Here is an 18,172-nt window from a genome sequence, read left to right on the forward strand (position 1 = left end):
CGGGGTGCGTGCTAGCGTCGCGAAACGGGACAGGTCGCCGGTCGCAAGGACGCTGTCATGAAGCGGACGCGAACAGGACGCGGCCGAGAACAGAAGACGGGACACGGGGAGTGCCTTCAGGTGGCCACTGCGGAGCCGACACGCACCGACGACACCGGTCCGGGCCCGGACACCGGCCCGCGTATCCGGGTGCCCGCACCCCAGTCCGGTGACCACGACCATGACCGCACCCCGGCGCCCGACAGCCCTGCTGCAGACACCCCCGCGGCCGACACCCCCGCGGCCGGCGCCCCGCCGCCCGACGCCTCCGGCGACGCGATGACCGCCCCGGCGAAAGCCTCGGCACAGGCCCCGGCGGACTCCTCACCGCGGTCCCCGGCGCGTGCCGCCCTCGCCCGCCTCGGCGGCTTCCTCCGCCGGCACCTGGTCCTCTCCGTCACCGCGCTGTCCGGCGCCCTCCACCTCATCTGGTTCTTCACGTTCGCGAACAGCGGTGGCGACCTCGCGGCGCAGGACGCCTGGGCCGAGTTCGTCGGCCGTCACCCCGACTCCGCGTACAACCTCGCCTGGTACGGCGGGATGCACCCGGTGTCATACAGCGTCGTCTCGCCGTATCTGATGTCGGTCCTCGGCGTCCGTACGACGATGATGATCGCCGGGACCCTGTCGGCCGGCCTCCTCACCCTGATCCTGCTGCGCTGCCGGCCGGTGAAGAACCCGGTGTGGCCGGCGCTCGCGGGTGTCTTCGCGCTGCTGTGCAACGCCGCCTCCGGCCGGGTGACCTACGGCCTCGGCAACCTGTTCGCGCTGGCCGCCGTGGCCGTCGTGTTCTGCTGGCCGTACCGCTGGCGCTACCGGCGCTGGGCGAAGGCGCTGTGTGCCGCCCCGCTCGCCGCGCTCGCGACGATGGGCTCACCGGTGGCGGGGCTGTTCGTGGGCATCGTGGCCGTGGCCCTGTTCCTGCAGAGGCGGCGCCCCGGCGCCTGGGCCCTCGGGCTCGCCCCGACCGCCGTCGTCGCCGCCTCCGCCTGGCTGTTCCCCTTCTCCGGCACCCAGCCGATGTCGTTCGGCTCGGCGTCGCTGCCCCTGCTGTACTCGGCGATCGTCTACGCGGTCGTCCCGCGCGACTGGAGGACCGTACGGATCACGGCGGCGGTGTACGGCCTCGGTGTGCTGGGGGTGTGGCTGATCAGCTCCCAGATCGGGTCCAACATCACCCGGCTCGCGATGCTGTTCTCGGGTGTGGTGCTGATGGCCGCGCTGCCGTTCGCGGTGCCGCGCAGCCGCAAGTGGTACGTGATCGTCCTGGCGTCGGTCGGGTTCGCCGGCTGGATCGGCTTCAAGTCGGTCGACGACGTCATCCGGACGACCCCGGCCGCCTCCTGGGCGCGTGAGCTGGCGCCGCTCGTCAACGAACTCCAGGGCGTCGGCGCCGAGAAGGGGCGCGTCGAGGTCGTCCCGGCCCGCTCCCACCGCGAGGCCTCCGCGCTCGCCCCGTACGTCAACCTGGCCCGGGGCTGGAACCGGCAGGCCGACATGGAGCGCAACCCCCTGTTCTACGACGACACGCTCAACTCGGCGAACTACCACGAGTGGCTGCAGCGGTGGGCCGTGCACTACGTCGTCGTCCCCAAGGATGCGCTGGACGGGGACGGCGGAGAACGGGAGCGGGAGCTGGTGCAGCGCGGGCTGCCGTATCTGGAGCAGATCTGGGGCGACGCCAACTGGCAGCTGTTCCGGGTCACCGACCCGGCGCCGCTCGCCGAGCCGGACGCGGTCGTGCAGCGCGCCGAGCAGGGCGAGATGACGATCGACGTGAAGAAGGCGGGCCGGATCACGATCCGGATCCCGTACTCGCCGTGGCTGAGCGTCGTCGACGCGGAGGGCAAGAGCCTGAAGGCCCCGCAGGAGACGGAGGCCTCCAAGCACCGCGCCGAGGGCGAACCGAAGTCGTACACCAACCCCAACGGCTGCCTCTACGAGACGGAGGAGGACGCGCAGGGCGACAAGTGGACGGTCCTGCTCGCCCCGAAGGCGGGCACGTACCGGCTGGCGGCGCCCTACCAGCTGCCCCGGGGCACACCCTGCCCGGACGAGCTGAAGCAGCCGTGATCAGCGCAGCCGGTCGACGTACCGGTCCGTGCCCGGCACCGTCGGGATGAACGGCGCCACCAGCTCCGGCCGTCCCAGGCCGGACTCCGTGAGCGCCTCCCCCAGGTCGGCGAAGTGCGTCTCCCAGCACTCCCTCGGGTCCGCCTCCAGGAACCACAGCAGGGTGAGACGGGTGTCGACGCCCTCGACCTGCTTGACGTAGGTCATGCGGTCGCCGGGCAGGGGGGTCGGGCGGAAGACGGTCACCATGGCCGCCGGGGAGCCGGCGAGGCGCCTGGGGAGGTGCCGGGCGCGCAGCCACTCCAGCAGTCCGGCGCGCTGTTCGGGGGTCTCGGTGTCGATCACCTCCAGCACCAGCCCGGCGTAGGGGTGGTCCAGGGCGTGGTGGTCGCGGGGTCCGGCCGCGCCGTCCCGGTAGACGGTCGCCTCGTGGTCCTGGAACGCGGTGAAGACATGGGTGCGGTCCTGGTAGACCCGCGCGTCCCGGTTGAGGCGCTTGTTGATCGCGACCGTCCACCTCATGTGGTCGTCGTAGCGGCCGGCGGTGATCCAGTACGTGGAGAGGTAGCAGCCGGCGGTGACGGGCTGGGCGATCGCCGACTTCTCGGGGGTGCGCAGCAGTTGCAGCTCGCGGGTCGCCACCCACCTCCGGCCCGCGTACATCCAGGGCATGGCCATCGCGCCGGCGTAGTAGTGGTCGTCCTCGTACCAGCGGTTGTAGGCGTACTCGTGGCCCGGGTGCGGCTCGACCATGGTGATCAGGGCGTGGCCGGGGCGGACCCCGTAGGGCCCTACGGCGGCCAGTTCGGCGTACGTCTCGCTGCGGGTCTCCTCGCTCATGCGTCTTCCCCTTCCTCGGCGGCCGGACCATACTCTGACGCTCCGTCAGACAATGCGCCAGGGTCAGGGAGGTCCCGATGTCACTGCTCGCCGGCAGGACCGTCGTCGTCTCGGGGGTCGGGGCGGGCCTGGGCCACCAGGTCGCCGCGGCGGTCGTACGGGACGGGGGGAACGCCGTGCTGGCCGCGCGGACCGAGGCGAATCTCGCCAAGAGCGCGGCGGAGATCGATCCGGACGGGACGCACACCGCGTGGCGGGCGACCGACATCACCGACGAGGGGCAGTGCGACGCGCTGGCGGGGCTGGCGCTGAAGCGGTTCGGGGGAATCGACGCGGTGGTCCAGGTCGCCGCCTGGGACTCCTACTTCGGCGGACTCGAGGACGCGGACTTCACGACCTGGCAGTCGGTCATCGACGTGAACCTGCTGGGATCGCTGCGGATCACCCGGGCCTGCCTGCCCGGTCTCAAGGTGCGGGGCGGGTCGGTGGTCTTCATCGGCACCCAGTCGGCGGTCGCGGCCCCCTCCCAGGTGCGGCAGGCGGCGTACGCGGCCTCCAAGGGCGCGCTGACCAGCGCGATGTACTCGCTGGCCCGGGAGCTCGGCCCGCACCGCATCCGGGTCAACACGGTTCTGCCCGGCTGGATGTGGGGCCCTCCGGTCCAGGCCTACGTCCACTTCACGGCGGCGACGGAGGGCGTACCGGAGGGCGAGGTCCTCGCGCGCCTCACCGGCCGGATGGCGCTGCCCGACCTGGCCACGGACGGGGACGTCGCGGACGCGGCGGTGTTCCTGGCCTCGGACCGGGCGCGGGCGATCACCGGGCAGTCGTTGCTGGTCAACGCCGGGGAGCTGATGCGCTGAGGCCCTGAGCATGGCGTTCATGTAGATGAACACAGGCCACCATATCGAATACTTTTACCTCCCTTTGACCTTACGGTTCCTTGTCGTGTTCACGCAACAGCGCCCACGATGAGCGCCGGGCTGAACCCTGGGAGGGCGCACATGAACGGTCTCGACTGGGCCGTGCTCATCGGCTATTTCGGTGTGATGGTCGCGATCGGCGTCTGGTCGCACAAACGCGTGGACAACGTCAGCGACTTCTTCACCGCGGGCGGCAAGATGCCCTGGTGGCTGTCCGGCATCTCGCACCACATGTCGGGCTACAGCGCGGTGATGTTCACCGGGTACGCGGGCATCGCCTACACCTACGGCGTGACCTCGTTCGTCACCTGGTCCTTTCCCATCGCGCTCGGGATCGCCATCGGCTCGAAGCTGTTCGCGCCACGCATCAACCGCCTGCGGTCACGACTCCACGTCGCTTCCCCGCTCGAGTACCTGAAGAACCGCTACGACCTGAAGACCCAGCAGGCGCTCGCCTGGTCCGGGATGCTGCTGAAGATCGTGGACGTGGGCGCCAAGTGGGCCGCGATCGCGACCCTGTTGTCGGTCTTCACCGGTATCTCGCTCAACCAGGGCATCCTCATCACCGGCGCCATCACCGCCGTGTACTGCACGATCGGCGGTCTGTGGGCCGACGCGCTCACGGAGTTGGGTCAGTTCGTCATCCAACTCCTCGCCGGTGTCGCGATGTTCGTCGCGGTGGTCCTCAAACTGAACGACAAGGGCATCGGGTTCCTCGGCGCCTGGGACGAGCCCGAACTCCAGGGCCACGGCGAGCCGTTGGTCGGACCGTACGGGACGGTCTTCCTCCTCGCCTTCCTCTTCATCAAGCTCTTCGAGTACAACGGCGGCATGCTCAACCAGGCCCAGCGCTACATGGCCACCGCGAGCGCCAAGGAGGCCGAGCGCTCCGCGCGGCTCTCGGCGGCGCTGTGGCTGGTGTGGCCGGTCGTGCTGTTCTTCCCCATGTGGATGTCGCCGTTGCTGGTCGAGGCGCAGAAGCCGGACGGCTCCGACTCCTACGGCCTGATGACCGAACAGCTGCTGCCGCACGGCCTGCTGGGCCTGGTCATCGTCGGCTTCTTCTCGCACACCATGGCGATGTGCTCCTCCGACGCCAACGCGATCGCGGCCGTGTTCACCCGGGACTGCGCGCCGGTGGTGTGGCGGCGGGCGCGCGGCTGGAGCCAGGGGCAGGGGCTGAGGGTCGCCCGGATCACGACCGTCGTCTTCCTCGGCCTGTCCATGGCGGCGGCCACCCAGGTCAACTCCCCCACGTTCAAGGACATCATCACCGTCGTCATCAAGTGGGTGGCCGGGCTGATGGGCCCGATGGCGATCCCGATGATGCTGGGTCTGCTGCGGCCGTTCCGCCGCTCCGGCCCGACCGCGGCGCTGACCAGCTGGTCGATGGGCCTGTTCGCCTTCTACCTGGTCAACTACCCGATCGACGACCGCGTCTCCGGCGGCGTCCCCCTCCAGTACCAGGTCTCCATCCCCCTGGCCGTCTCCCTGGTGCTCTACATCCTCGTCGGCTTCATCAGGCCGGAGGACACCCCGGAGCGCCTCGCCCTCATCGAGAAGATCAACACGGACGACGACTCGTCGGGAGCGGCGGCGGTCGTTCCGGGTCAGCGGGACGCGGTACCGGCCAAGGACTAGCTCAGGGGGTACCCGACCGGATCGGGCACAGGATGTCGGGTCCGGCAGGGTGGGTCCTTCCTAACGTGAGGGAGCGAAAGGGAAGGAGGCGGGGTGCTGGAGCGGCTGAACCAGGCCATGGAGCACATCGAGTGCCACCTCGATCGGGAGATCGAGGCGGCCGACCTGGCGCGGATCGTGGCGACTTCGGAGTACCACTTCCGGCGGCTGTTCTCCGCGCTGGCGGGAATGCCGCTGTCGGAGTACGTCCGGCGCAGGCGGCTCACGGTCGCCGGAGCCGAGGTGCTGGCCGGGAAGCGGACGCTGTTGGAGATCGCCGTGCGGTACGGCTACACGTCGGGGGAGGCGTTCGCGCGTGCGTTCCGCGTCATGCACGGCGTCGGTCCCGGCGAGGCCAGGCGGTCCGGTGCCAGTCTGCGGTCCCAGCAACGGTTGTCCTTCCGCCTCACCGTCGAAGGGAGCAGCAGTATGCGATACCGGGTCGTGGAGAAGGACGAGTTCCGTGTGGTCGGCAGGAAGGCACGCGTCCCCCTCGTGCACGAGGGGATGAACCCGGCCATCGCCGACTTCATCCGGGGCATCGGGCCAAAGACGCGGCAGCGCATCGAGAGTCTGTCCGATCAGGAGCCGCAGGGGATCGTGGGGGTGAGCGACGATCTCGACCCGAGTCGGGCGGAGGGAACCGAACTCGACTACTACCACGGGGTGGTGACCCGTGCCGCCGTGCCCGAGGACATGGACGCGCTCACCGTGCCGGCCGGGACGTGGGCCGTCTTCGAGAGCTCCGGGCCGTTTCCGCAGGCGCTGCAGTACCTCTGGCGGGACGTGTTCACGCAGTGGTTCCCGTCCAATCCCTACCGGAGCCGGCCGGGCCCCGAGATCCTGCGGACCCGGCTGTCGCAGGACGCCACGCAGGCGGACGCGGAGCTGTGGATCCCCGTGGAGCGGACCGCGGTCTGAGAGCCTGAGCGACAGCGTCTCAGTTCCCGCGCGGATACCGCGCCAGCCACCCCGGTGACGCCCCCGCCGGGTTGTGGAGGGCCGGGCCCTGGGTCATCTCCATCGCGAAGTCGTCGGCGAGTTCCAGGATCGTGGGACGGCCCTCCAGCTCGGCCAGCCAGGCCGGCGGGAGGGCCGTTTCGCCGTGGAGGGCGCCGAGGAGTCCGCCGGTGAGGGTGGCGGTCGGGGCGGAGGCGCCGCCCTGGTTCACCGCGAGGCGCAGGCCGTGTCTGACGTCCTGCGCGACGAGCGCGCAGTACACGGCGCCGGACAGCACGCCCGGTGCCGCCCCACTGCCCACCAGTTCCTCCACTCTCCCCGGCCCCGGCAGCCCCTGCCGTACGGCGCCCAGCGCGTGCTGCAGCGCCTCCGAGACGGGCTCGTGCCCGGGCCGCGCGGCCAGCAGCGCGAGCGTCCGCTGCACCGCCCCGTCGAGGCTCTCGCCCCGGGCCAGCGCGTGCACGGTGACGGCGTACGCGCCCGCCGCGAGATACGCCGTCGGGTGGCCGTGGGTCTGGGCCGCGCACTCCACGGCCAGTTGGGCGACGAGCTGCGGCTCCCAGCCGACGAGCAGGCCGAAGGGCGCGGAGCGGGCGACGGCCTCGGGCCCGTCGGCCGCCGGGTTCTTGGGGTCGTCGAGCGTGCCCATCCTCTCGTCGCCGAGTCCCATGAGCAGGGCCCGCGTCGGGTCCCTGCGGGCGTACAGCCACTCCTCGCGGGCCAGCCAGCCGTCGTCCTTGCGGCGCAGGTCGGGGCCCCAGTCGCGCTGGGTGGCGGCCCATCTCAGATACGCCCGGTGCAGATCGGTCGGCGGATGCCAGGCGCCGGTGTCGCGCCGCACCTGGGCGCGGATGAGGCCGTCGACGGTGAACAGGGTGAGCTGGGTGTGGTGGGTGACGGCGCCGCGCCTGCCATAGGCGGGGGCGAGGTCGGCGACCCCCTCCGGGCCGTGGACCTGCCGGATCTCCTCGATGCCGAGCCCGTCGACGGGCACCCCGAGCGCATCCCCGACCGCCGCGCCCAGCAGCGTCCCACGCACCCGGCTACGGAAGTCCTGCTGTTCGGCACGGCCCCAGACGGCCCCTGATGTCGTACTCACCAAGTCCTCCCAAGGCCACCGGGCACCGTCCGTACGTACGACGTTCGTCACTGTAATCGAACGCGGTCGGGGGGGCGGAGAGGCGTTGGTGGAGGCGCGGTGGAGGTCTCTCAGTCCGGCGCGCCCGCATGCCGGGCCCGGACCGCGTCGCGGGCCTCGGTGATCCGCGCCAGGCGGGGTGCGAGGCGGGAGCGGTCGGCGCCCGGGCTGTCCAGCAGTTCGGTGAGGGCGGCACCCAGGTCGGCCAGGTCGGCCCAGTCCTGTTCCACGGCCAGGACCTCGGCCAGCGCCCGGTCGGCCGCGGCCCAGTCCCCGAGGGCGCAGGCGGCGATCAAGCGCCCCTGGTCCAGTTCCTCGGGCACGAGCCTGTCGTCCTGCGGCAACAGCCGCGCGAACTCCCGCCAAAGGGGTTCGGCGGCCCGCAGCCCCTCGTCCCCGCCGACGGTCAGGGCCAGCACGTAGACGCCGTTCAGCGGATCCGTCTCCCGCACCCGCTCGGCCGCGCGGCGGGCCTGCTCCACCTGCCCGTTCCGCCAGTGCAGTTCGGCCCGTACGAGGTCTAGCTCGCCGTCGTCCGGGTCCGCCTCGGCCAGCCGGGCGGCCGCCTCCTCCCCTCGGCCGCACCGCATCAGCAGTTCCATCGCCCTGCGACGCGCCCAGTCCGGCTCCTGGCCGAGGGCGACGCAGCGGTCCAGGTCGGCCAGCGCCTGCTCGACCCGTCCGGTGGCCAGACCGACCTGGGCGCGCCGGGCGAGCGCCCACCGGTAGTCGGGGGTGAGCGACAGGGCGCGGTCCAGACACCGCAGGGCCTGCGCATGCTCCTTCAGGGCGTGGTGGGCGGCGCCCAGGGACGCCAGCGCGTAGTCGTAGTCGGGGTCCTGCTCCAGGGCGCGCCGCAGCGCGGCGACCGCCTCCCGGTGGCGGCCCGCGATCCGGTACGCCTCCCCCGCCTCGGCGGCGGCCCAGCCGTCCTGCGCGCCCACGGCCTCCGCGCGCCGGAAGTCCTCGAACATGCCCTCCGTATCGCCCAGCCGGCGCCGTACCTCGGCCCGCTTGATCAACGCCCAGGTGTAGTCGGGGGACAGTTCGACGGCGCGGTTCAGATCGGCCAGGGCGTCCTCGGTCCGGTCCAGTTCGAGGTGGGAGGCGCCGCGGCTCGCCAGTGCGGACGCGTAGTCGGGTTCGAGGGAGACGGCGCGGCCGAGTTCGGTGACCGCCTCCTCGTACCGGGCCGCCAGCCGGTAGGCGTCACCGCGCTCCGACGCGATCCATGCGGAGTCGGGGGCGAGGGCGACCGCCCGGTCCAGGTCGGCGAAGGCCTCGTCCCACTCCTCCCTGGTGCGCCGCAGCCGGGCCCGGCGCACGAGCGCCCACAGGTCGTCCTCGTCCAGGCCCACCGCGCGGTCGAAGTCCGCGAGGGCCTCGTCGTACCGCCCCAGCGCGTGCCGGGCCACCCCTCGGCCGGCCAGCGCCCGGGCGTAGGACGGGTCGAGGGCGATCGCCCGGTCGTACTCGGCGACGGCCTCCTCGAAGCGGCCCATCAGCCGGTGGGTCTCGGCGCGCTCCTCGATGATCCAGTCGGTGTCGGGGGCCAGTTCGTCCGCCCGGTCGAGGGCGGCCAGCGCCGCGGGGAAGTCACCCGTCAGCTGCAGGGTGAGGCCCCGGCCGAAATGGGCCCGGACCAGTCCGGGATCGAGGGCGATCGCCCGGTCGTACTCGGCCAGGGCGGGCTCGTAACGGTGGTCGTTGCGTAGTTCCCGGCCCCGCAGCGCATGCGCGATCGCCCGGCCGCGGGCGTCCAGGCCGGGGCGGGCCAGCAGCAGTTCCGCCGCCCTGATCACCCCGACGGAGTCGTCCGAGAGGGCCTCGCGCAGGTCCCGGCCCCAGTTCCGTACCGCCGGCGCGTCCGCCGCGCCACCCGCCTCCTCCAGCATCCGGGCCCAGCGGCGGCCGACGACCGGGGTCTCCCGGCAGGCCGCGACGGCGTCGTGCAGCGCCCCGGGCAGCGCGGTGCGGGGCCTGGCGCACAGCAGGTGGTACGTCTCCTCCAGCCGCAGCTCGCGCCACGGCTCGTGCTCCCACTCGTCGTCGGGGCGCAGCTCGCCGGCCGCCGCCTCGCGCCACCGCGCGAACGCCGCCGCGAGCCGTTCGTGGCGTTCGGTCCAGCCGCGCGGGGAACGGCGCCGCTGCAGCCGCAGCATCGGCTCCCGCACCAGGTCGTGATAGCGGACCTGGGTGCCGCGGTCGTCCACGAAGGGCAGCCCGCGCAGCCAGCCGAAGAGCGCGTCGGCTCCCTCCTCGGGGCAGTCCGCGGCGGTCCGGAACACCTCCGCGTCCAGGCGCCGGGGCAGCGCGCAGGTGAGCGCCGCCGCCCGGCGCACCGGGTCCTGCTCCCACTTCAGGAACCGCTCCACGGCGGTGGCGCTGGGATCTCCCACGTCGTCCGGGTCGGCGGGCCGCTGCTCGGCGAGGGTGGAGACCAGCACGGGCAGTCCACCGGTGAGCCGCAGCACCTCCTCGACCACCGGCTCCGCCACCACCCCCTTGCCGGCCAGCAGTCCGCGCGCCTCGGTCTCGGTGAACGGCCCGAGCGGGACCTCCGTGACGAAGTCCGCGAAGCCGCCCCACCGCGCCGGGGCGAGGGGGAGCTGTCCGGCGGTGACCACGACCGTGTTCTCGGACAGCGAGCTGCCGTACCGGACGGTGGTCATCACCTCGTGCAGCCAGCCGTCGAGGACGGTGCCGGTCCGTTCGTAGGTGTCGAAGACCAGCACCAGCCACGGGACTTCGGCCGCGGCCTCGGCGAGTTCCCGCAACAGGACGGGGGTGAGGACGCGTTCGGGCGACAGGACGAGCTGGAGGTCCTCCTGGTTGCGGAACCGGGAGCTGAGGCCGGCCCGCAACCGGTCGGCGCCCTGCGCGAGGTGCGCCGGATCGAGGGCGCCCGCGAAGGGGCCCACCCCCGGCGTCATGCCCAGGACGACGAGGGTCGCGCGGGCCGCCGCCATGCTCGCGGCCGACGGCTCCCCCGGCTCCGCCCCGGCCTCCACGACCGCGGCCGCCTCGTGCCGCCGTTCCCGGTGGGCGGCCAGCAGCCGCTCCAGCTCCTTGAAGCGCCGGCCCTGCCGGGCGAACTGCTCCGCCAGCTCGGCCATCGCCTCCGGGACGCTGCCGACCGACTCGTCGACATACGCGGTGAGAGCGCCCCGTTCCCGCGCGAGCTGTTCCAACTCCCGTACCAGGAAGGTCTTTCCGACGCCCGCGTTGCCGTGCACATGGAACAGGAACCGGTGCCGCTCGTCCTCCGGCGGCAGTTCCAGGTTCTCCCGGAAGGCGGCCCGCTCGGCACCCCGGCCGACGAAGCCCTGCCGTCTGCGCTGCGCGATCAGCTGCTGCATCGACCGCTGGGTCCGAGCCATCCGTACGCCCCTTCCCCCGGGCCGTCCCCCGACGCCGGGCGCCCACCATTCTGACGCAACTCGGAGGGGACGCAGGTGACTTGACGGGGTAAGGGACCCACATGACCACCCCCATCACACGACTCACACAGACCTCGCGCGTCCTCCCGCTGACCGCCACGCTGCTCACCGGGACGGTGGCGCTGTACATAGCGCTCGTGGCCTTCGGGAACATCACCGACTTCGGGACGAACCAGCAGTTCGTACGGCATGTGCTCGCGATGGACGACACGTTCAAGGACGACGACCTGATGTGGCGGGCGGTGACGAGCAAGGGGCTGCAGGACGCCGCGTACGTCGCGATCATCGCCTGGGAGACCGTGGCCGCGGTGGTGCTGACCGCCGGGACTTGGTTCTGGGCGCGCCGGGACCTCGTCCGGGCGCGCGCCTTCTCGACGTACGGCCTGCTGATGCTGATGCTGCTGTTCGGCGCCGGCTTCATCGCGATCGGCGGGGAGTGGTTCTCGATGTGGCAGTCGAAGACCTGGAACGGCCTGGAGGCCGCGACGCGGGTGTTCCTGTTCAGCGGGGTCGTGCTGATCGTCAACCAGCTGGCGTTCAAGGACGCCGGGCACGACGCCTGACTACTCGACGACCCGGACCTTCGTCCCCAGGTCGCCGAACGCCCACAGGGCCGCTCCGTCCGCCTCGGCCATGCGGATGCCGCCCGTCTGGGTGCCGGCGGCGGCCGGGGGCGGGGAGGAGCCGTCGACCGCGTTGGAGAAGGCGATGTTGACGCCCGAGACGACGGAGAAGTAGATGATGTGCTCGATCTTGACGCCGTCGGAGCCCGTCGTCGCGTCCTTGCGGACGGAGATCGTGTACGTGCCGGGCGCGGGGGCGACCGTGCCCGGCCAGACCGTGAAGGTGCGGCGGGCCGTGTCGTCCGCGTCGACCAGCCAGACCCGGTGGTCGGACAGGTCGTAGACGACCCGGCGGCCGGTGCCGGAGGCGTCCGGTACGTCGGTCTTCGACGGGGCCGGCGACGTCTTCGGCGAGGCGGACGGCTTGGCGTCCGCTCCCGCGGAGGCGGAGGCCGACGCGCTCGGGCGGACCGCCGCCGCCGTCGGGTGCGGACCCTGCTCGGCCTTCACCGTCAGTACGCCGACCGCGGCGATCGCGCCCGCCGTCAGACCGGTGACCCAGACCCACGAGGGAAGCCGTCGGGCAGGCACGGGCACGCATCTCCTCAGCTATGGGACCCCTGTCGGTAGGGGTCGGATCATCGTACTCACTCCAGCACGGGCAGCAGTTCCGGAAGGTGCCCCTCCGAGGCCTCCGCCGCCCGTCGGCGCTCGTCCGCGACCTCGCCGTAGAGCGTCGTACGCGGCCGGGCCGGACGTCCGGCGGCCTCCGCGACGGCCACCAGATCGCCCACGGACTTGTACGAGCCGTAGGACGAGCCGGCCATGCGGGAGATCGTCTCCTCCATCAGGGTGCCGCCCAGGTCGTTCGCGCCGGACCGCAGCATCTCCGCCGCGCCCTCCGTGCCCAGCTTCACCCAGCTGGTCTGGATGTTGGGGATCCAGGGGTGCAGGAGGAGACGGGCCATCGCCGTCACCGCGCGGTTGTCGCGCAGCGTCGGGCCGGGGCGGGCGATGCCCGCCAGGTACACCGGCGCGTTCGTGTGGATGAAGGGGAGCGTCACGAACTCCGTGAACCCGCCCGTCTGTTGCTGGATGCGGGCCAGGGTGCGCAGATGGCCCAGCCAGTGCCGCGGCTGGTCGACATGGCCGTACATCATCGTCGACGTCGACGGGATGCCGACCTCGTGCGCCGTCGTGATCACCTCGATCCAGGTCGCCGTCGGCAGCTTGCCCTTGGTGAGGACCCAGCGGACCTCGTCGTCGAGGATCTCGGCGGCGGTGCCGGGGACGGAGTCGAGGCCGGCCTCCTTGGCCGCGATCAGCCACTCGCGGATCGACAGGCCGGTGCGGGTCGCGCCGTTGACGACCTCCATCGGGGAGAAGGCGTGGACGTGCATCCCGGGGACGCGCTTCTTCACCGCCCGCGCGATGTCGAAGTAGGCCGTGCCGGGCAGGTCGGGGTGGATGCCGCCCTGCATGCAGACCTCCACCGCGCCCACGTCCCAGGCCTGCTGGGCGCGGTCCGCCACCTGGTCCAGCGACAGGGTGTAGGCGTCGGCGTCCGTGCGGCGCTGCGCGAAGGCGCAGAAACGGCAGCCGGTGTAGCAGACGTTGGTGAAGTTGATGTTCCGGGTGACGATGTACGTCACGTCGTCGCCGACCGCCGCCCTGCGCACGTCGTCCGCGATCCGGGTCAGCGCGTCCAGCGCCGGACCGTCCGCGTGCAGCAGCGCCAGCGCCTCGGCGTCCGTGAGCTTCGTCGGGTCGTCGGCCGCCGTCCGCAGGGCGTCCCGTACGTCCGTGTCGATGCGCTCCGGTGCCATGCCGGGGGCGGCCGCCTCCCGCAGGGCGGACCAGTCGCCGTACACCTCGTCGAAGTCGTCACGGCGGTCGGAGGTACGGCCCTCGGTGTCGATCGACGCGTGGAGGTCGGTGCGGCCGGAGGCGGTGAACACCTCCTCGGGCTCCTGCCACGGCCGGCCCTCGACGACGGCGTCCGGCACGGCGAGCCCCGTCGCCGGGTCGGCCAGCGCCCGCACGTGCGGGAGGAGCCTCGGGTCCAGCCAGGGCTCGCCGCGGGTGACGAACTCGGGGTACACGCACAGGCGTTCCCGCAGCTCGAACCCGGCCGCCGCCGACTTCTCGGCCAGTTCCTCGATCTGCGGCCAGGGGCGCTCGGGGTTGACGTGGTCGATCGTCAGCGGGGACACCCCGCCCCAGTCGTCGATGCCCGCGCCGATCAGCCGCCCGTACTCGCTGTCCACGAGGTTGGGCGGGGCCTGGAGGTTGGCGGACGGGCCGAGGAGGTGCCGGGCCACGGCGACCGTCGCCACCAGTTCGTCGAGTTCCGCGTCCGGCATGCCGCGCATGGCCGTGTCCGGCTTGGCGCGGAAGTTCTGGATGATCAGTTCCTGGATGCCGTGGTAGGCGCGGGAGATCTTCCGCAGGGCGAAGAGGGACTCCGCGCGCTCCTCGTACGTCTCGCCGATGCCGATGAGGATCCCGGAGGTGAAGGGGACGGAGGAGCGGCCGGCGTCCTCCAGGACGCGCAGCCGTACGGCCGGTTCCTTGTCCGGGGAGCCGTAGTGGGGGCCGCCGGGCTCGGACCACAGCCGGGTGGCGGTCGTCTCCAGCATCATGCCCATCGAGGGGGCCACCGGCTTCAGCCGCTGGAAGTCGGTCCAGGACATCACCCCGGGGTTGAGGTGCGGGAGGAGTCCCGTCTCCTCCAGGATGCGGACGGAGATGGCGCGGACGTAGGCGATGGTGTCGTCGTAGCCGTGCGCGTCGAGCCACTCCCGGGCCTCGGGCCAGCGGTCCTCGGGCTTGTCGCCGAGGGTGATGAGGGCTTCCTTGCAGCCGAGGGCCGCGCCCTTGCGCGCGACGTCCAGGACCTCGTCGGGGGACATGAACATCCCGTGCCCGGCGCGCCGCAGCTTGCCGGGGACGGTGACGAAGGTGCAGTAGTGGCACTTGTCCCGGCACAGCCGGGTGAGGGGGACGAAGACGCTCTTCGAATACGTGATGACACCGGGCCGGCCGGCCGCCGCCAGACCCGCGTCACGCACCCGGGCGGCGGACGCGGCGAGGTCGTCGAGGGCCTCGCCGCGCGCCTGGAGGAGGACGGCCACCTCGCTCACGTCGAGGGCAACGCCGTCCCGGGCTCGTTTGAGGGCGCGACGCATGGAGTTCTCGGTGGGGCCGGGGGTGGCGCCGGGGCCGGTTCCGGAGGTCGCGGAAGTCGTCATCCTTTGAGCATACGTTCAGGCTGATCAGCAGCGATGAGCACGGGCGGCCGTCCCTCACGACGGATCGTTACACGGTGTCACGGGCTAGCCGGGGGGGCAGGTCGGGGGGTGTCGGGGGGAGGTCCGGGGGGTGTCTCCGCGGGAGGTCCGGGGGCTGGTCGCGGGCAGGGGCGGGGGCGCGGATGCGCGCGGGGGCGGGGAGCTGGCCGCGCGCGGACTTGGGAGCCCTGGCCACGCGCGGACTCGGGCGGACCGGCCGCGCGCGGACTCGGGCGGCACGACCGCGCGCGGACTCGGGCGGCACGACCGCGCGCGGACTCGGGCGGCACGACCGCGCGGGAGATCAGGGGCCCAACCTCGAGGGCCCGGCCGCGCGGGCTCGGGCGGTGCGGATGCGCGTGGAGTTGGGGCGGCCGGCGGGGGGCGTGGGCGGACGCTCTGCCACGGGGGGAAGCGGAGGTCCGCCCACGCTGGGGAAGCTCCCGCCAGGCCGTAGGCGCGGCTTCCGCAGTACAGCCTGCCCGGGGGCGCTCGAGAAGCACTGGGCGATCGGTCATCGCCCGCTGGATCCGGGAACGCCGTCGCATCCGAGGTCGGCCCGCGACTCCACCGGGCTTCGAGTGGGGCCTCCTAGCCTCGCTGCGACCGTATGGAAGGGGACGACCATGGGAAACCGGCTGACGTGGCTGCTGCGCGAGTTCGGAGCCGGGCTGGCCGCCATGGGGCAGTGCTTCGGCGCCATGACACCTCCTGAGTGCTACGGCCTTCTGCCGTCGTCCCGAGCGGACGACGGCTGGAACACAGCCGAGGGCCCCGGCCCGGGAACAACCCTGTCGGCCGAGGAACGAGCCCAGTGGCGAAAACTGGAACGCCGACTGAACGCCGCCTCCTCTCCGCCACGCGCCCGCCACCGACGGCCTCACTGAACGTCAGTGGTCTGTCCGCCCCGCCGGTCGACGCAACCCATCTGACCTGGGGCGCGCCGGGGCACGAAACCGCCGGGTGCGCCAGGGGCCGGCGAGGCTGCCGAGCGCACCGGACATGAGTGGTGTCGAAAGGGGCCCTCTTGCTCGGGACGAGGACGCCCTGTGTGGTGGTGATGTCCAGTCCTCACCGCACGGAGGTCTTCGTGTTCCACCGTCATGCCCGGCCGCCCCTTCAGGGCAGGCGACTGCCGGTCGGGCGGGTCCGCCAAGTCCGCCACGTGCGCTGCGGCACGCGGGCCGGCGGTATGCGAGTCCGCCGCCCATGCCGGGCACGCCGCGCCGGCCGGAGACCGGCACTTCCCGTCGCACGACCGGGACCGGAGCCCGCGAACCCGCCGTGCGCCGGGGCGCGGCGGGTTCGTCGGAGCGATCACTCCCGGCCGCGACAACCGGGACGTTTTCCCGCCTCGTCAGCCGGAGTTGCCGGAGTTGCCGGAGTTGTCGGAGTCATCGGAGTTGTCGGAGCGGTCCGGTCCGCCGGTGCCACCCGCACCGCCCGTGCCCCCGCGCCCGCCCGGTCCTCCCGGTCCTCCCGGCCCGCCCGGCCCGCCCGGTCCGCCGGGCTTTTCCAGGCGGGCGTCCTTCAGCATCAGGGACAGGGCGAAGCCTGCCAGCAGTACCGGTACGGCGGAGAGGAACACCGTGGACAGGGCATCGCTGTAAACCTCCGCGATCTTGGTGAGGGTGGTGGGGGAGAAGGCGTCGCGGTTCGACGGGTCCCAGGTGCCGTGGACGATGCTGTCGGCGGCGGCCGAGGGCAGGCGGTCGGGGGCCTCGGCGGCCAGGCGGGCGTTGAGGAGGGAGCCGAAGACCGTGACGCCGAAGGCCGTGCCGAGATTGCGGGCCAGACCGACGGTGGAGGTGCTGACACCGATCTGGGCCCGGGGGGCCGTGGACTGGGCGACGAGGGTGGTGACCTGGGAGGAGAGACCGACGCCCACGCCCATCACGGCGAGGAGCGCGGCGACGGTGGCGGTGCCGGTGTCCTCCGACGTCGCCGCCATGAGGCCCGCGGCGACCGCGGCCAGGGCGGTGCTCGCCACGGGGAACCACTTGTAGCGCCCCGTCTTCCCGATGATCTGGCCGGCCACCACGGTGGCGAGGGCCATACCGATCATCGCGGGCAGGAAGAGCAGTCCCGTGTCGGTGGCACTGACCCCCTCGACGGCCTGGAACAGCAGCGGCACGAAGGTGACACAGCCGAAGAAGGCGAAGCTGACGGCGAAGGCCACCACCACGCAGATCGTGAACGTGCGGTCGGAGAAGAGCTTGAGGGGGACCACGGGTTCGGGCGCGGAGCGCTCATGACGGATCCACAGCGCGGCCAGCAACAGGGCGCCGGCCACCAGGCCCAGGGCGACCGGGTCTCCCCATCCCTCGCGGCCGGCCTGGTCCGTGCCGAGGACGAGGCAGGCGATGAGCGCGGTGAGCAGAGCCGTGCCCAGGCCGTCGATACGGGGACGCGCACCGGAGCGCGGCATCGAGGGGAGCAGCGTCCGGATGCCGACGAGGGCGAGCACGCCGAGCGGCAGGTTGACGAAGAAGATCCAGCGCCAGCCGAGCTGGTCGGTCAGCACACCGCCGGCGAGGGGGCCGGCGAGGTTGGCGATGACCATGACGCCGGCGAACCAGCCCTGGTACTTGGCGCGTTGACGCGGCGGCATCAGGTCGCCGAGGACGGAGAAGGCGCTGACCTGGAGTCCGCCGCCGCCGAGTCCCTGGATCGCGCGGAAGACGATGAGCTGTTCCATCGATCCGGCGGCACCGCAGGCCGACGAACCGATCAGGAAGATCAGGATCGCGGAGAGGTAGACCGCGCGTCGCCCGTAGAGATCGCCCAGCTTCCCATAGATTGGCATGGCCACGCTAAACGTCACCATGTATGCCGTGGCCGTCCACGCATACAGATCCAGAGCGCCCAACTCGCCGGTCAGGCTGGGGCCCGCGGTCGCGGTGATCGACTGGTCGATCATCGACATCGCGCTGGTCAGCAGCAGGGCCGCGAGCAGAAGCGGGAAGCGGGAGGGAAGGGCGTGCGTGGACGGATCCCCGGCGGCCACCCCCGGGGCACGCGCCGGGCCGGCTTCGGTCATCGCTCCTCCAAGGCATGAGGACCCAAATTGCGGACTTCCGCAAGTGTATGACATCGACATATAAATGTCCCGTGCGAAGAACTTCACGCAGGCGAAGGCCGGTGTCCGGGCGTATGCCCGCGAGCTGGTCCAGGACCGCTCAAGCGGTCGTCAAGCGGGCGGGGGTCAAGTAAGCGACACGAACGA

General features: G+C 72.2%; 11 protein-coding genes. 5 read left to right on the forward strand and 6 right to left on the reverse strand.

All coding sequences use genetic code 11. The features are described from left to right. The first annotated feature begins 120 nt into the window (after nt 1-120). Nucleotides 121-2,112, forward strand: coding sequence for an MFS transporter (locus ACIRF9_RS15970; protein WP_403821431.1), 1,992 nt, complete (start codon nt 121-123; stop codon nt 2,110-2,112). Here ACIRF9_RS15970 and ACIRF9_RS15975 read toward each other — a convergent pair whose 3' ends face one another. After that, complete coding sequence (locus ACIRF9_RS15975; protein WP_403821434.1) at nt 2,113-2,952, reverse strand: hypothetical protein; 840 nt, start codon at nt 2,950-2,952, stop codon at nt 2,113-2,115. Nucleotides 2,953-3,029: 77 nt separating this feature from the next. Between ACIRF9_RS15975 and ACIRF9_RS15980 the strand changes: the two genes are divergently transcribed. From ACIRF9_RS15980 to ACIRF9_RS15990, 3 genes are all read left to right on the forward strand, one after another. Continuing rightward, nucleotides 3,030-3,815 carry an SDR family oxidoreductase gene (locus ACIRF9_RS15980; protein WP_403821437.1) on the forward strand — a complete coding sequence of 262 codons (786 nt, stop codon included), beginning with the start codon at nt 3,030-3,032 and terminating at the stop codon, nt 3,813-3,815. Between the two features lie 141 nt (nt 3,816-3,956). Beyond that, complete coding sequence (locus ACIRF9_RS15985; RefSeq protein ID WP_403821440.1) at nt 3,957-5,516, forward strand: sodium:solute symporter family protein; 1,560 nt, start codon at nt 3,957-3,959, stop codon at nt 5,514-5,516. Nucleotides 5,517-5,609: 93 nt separating this feature from the next. Next, complete coding sequence (locus ACIRF9_RS15990; protein ID WP_403821442.1) at nt 5,610-6,476, forward strand: GyrI-like domain-containing protein; 867 nt, start codon at nt 5,610-5,612, stop codon at nt 6,474-6,476. Nucleotides 6,477-6,495: 19 nt separating this feature from the next. Here the strand turns inward: ACIRF9_RS15990 and ACIRF9_RS15995 are convergent, their stop codons facing one another. Then, the gene (locus ACIRF9_RS15995) at nt 6,496-7,614 is read right to left on the reverse strand and encodes an ADP-ribosylglycohydrolase family protein (protein WP_403821445.1); all 1,119 of its coding nucleotides are present in this window, start codon (nt 7,612-7,614) and stop codon (nt 6,496-6,498) included. A gap of 110 nt (nt 7,615-7,724) precedes the next feature. Continuing rightward, the gene (locus tag ACIRF9_RS16000) at nt 7,725-11,033 is read right to left on the reverse strand and encodes a tetratricopeptide repeat protein (protein ID WP_403821448.1); all 3,309 of its coding nucleotides are present in this window, start codon (nt 11,031-11,033) and stop codon (nt 7,725-7,727) included. A 101-nt stretch (nt 11,034-11,134) separates the two neighbouring features. On the opposite strand from ACIRF9_RS16000, the gene ACIRF9_RS16005 reads away from it, so the two are divergent. After that, nucleotides 11,135-11,656: a DUF2165 domain-containing protein gene (locus ACIRF9_RS16005; RefSeq protein WP_403821451.1), complete on the forward strand. Its 522-nt coding sequence runs from the start codon at nt 11,135-11,137 to the stop codon at nt 11,654-11,656. Here the strand turns inward: ACIRF9_RS16005 and ACIRF9_RS16010 are convergent, their stop codons facing one another. From ACIRF9_RS16010 to ACIRF9_RS16020, 3 genes are all read right to left on the reverse strand, one after another. Continuing rightward, nucleotides 11,657-12,253 carry a L,D-transpeptidase gene (locus ACIRF9_RS16010; RefSeq protein ID WP_403821454.1) on the reverse strand — a complete coding sequence of 199 codons (597 nt, stop codon included), beginning with the start codon at nt 12,251-12,253 and terminating at the stop codon, nt 11,657-11,659. 50 nt (nt 12,254-12,303) lie between these two features. Then, nucleotides 12,304-14,907: a bifunctional FO biosynthesis protein CofGH gene (locus tag ACIRF9_RS16015; protein WP_403821457.1), complete on the reverse strand. Its 2,604-nt coding sequence runs from the start codon at nt 14,905-14,907 to the stop codon at nt 12,304-12,306. Nucleotides 14,908-16,303: 1,396 nt separating this feature from the next. Then, nucleotides 16,304-17,986, reverse strand: coding sequence for an MDR family MFS transporter (locus ACIRF9_RS16020; RefSeq protein WP_403821460.1), 1,683 nt, complete (start codon nt 17,984-17,986; stop codon nt 16,304-16,306). Nucleotides 17,987-18,172 lie beyond the last annotated feature (186 nt).

Source organism: Streptomyces sp. NPDC096132, assembly GCF_044763345.1.
Taxonomy (GTDB): Bacteria; Actinomycetota; Actinomycetes; order Streptomycetales; family Streptomycetaceae; genus Streptomyces.

Bases quoted from the DNA above. Each gene is read 5' to 3' on its own strand.
- ACIRF9_RS15975 (WP_403821434.1), bottom strand. From the start codon at position 2,952: ATGAGCGAGGAGACCCGCAGCGAGACGTACGCCGAACTGGCCGCCGTA.
- ACIRF9_RS15980 (WP_403821437.1), top strand. From the start codon at position 3,030: ATGTCACTGCTCGCCGGCAGGACCGTCGTCGTCTCGGGGGTCGGGGCG.
- ACIRF9_RS15985 (WP_403821440.1), top strand. From the start codon at position 3,957: ATGAACGGTCTCGACTGGGCCGTGCTCATCGGCTATTTCGGTGTGATG.
- ACIRF9_RS16000 (WP_403821448.1), bottom strand. From the start codon at position 11,033: ATGGCTCGGACCCAGCGGTCGATGCAGCAGCTGATCGCGCAGCGCAGA.
- ACIRF9_RS16005 (WP_403821451.1), top strand. From the start codon at position 11,135: ATGACCACCCCCATCACACGACTCACACAGACCTCGCGCGTCCTCCCG.
- ACIRF9_RS16015 (WP_403821457.1), bottom strand. From the start codon at position 14,907: ATGACGACTTCCGCGACCTCCGGAACCGGCCCCGGCGCCACCCCCGGC.
- ACIRF9_RS16020 (WP_403821460.1), bottom strand. From the start codon at position 17,986: ATGACCGAAGCCGGCCCGGCGCGTGCCCCGGGGGTGGCCGCCGGGGAT.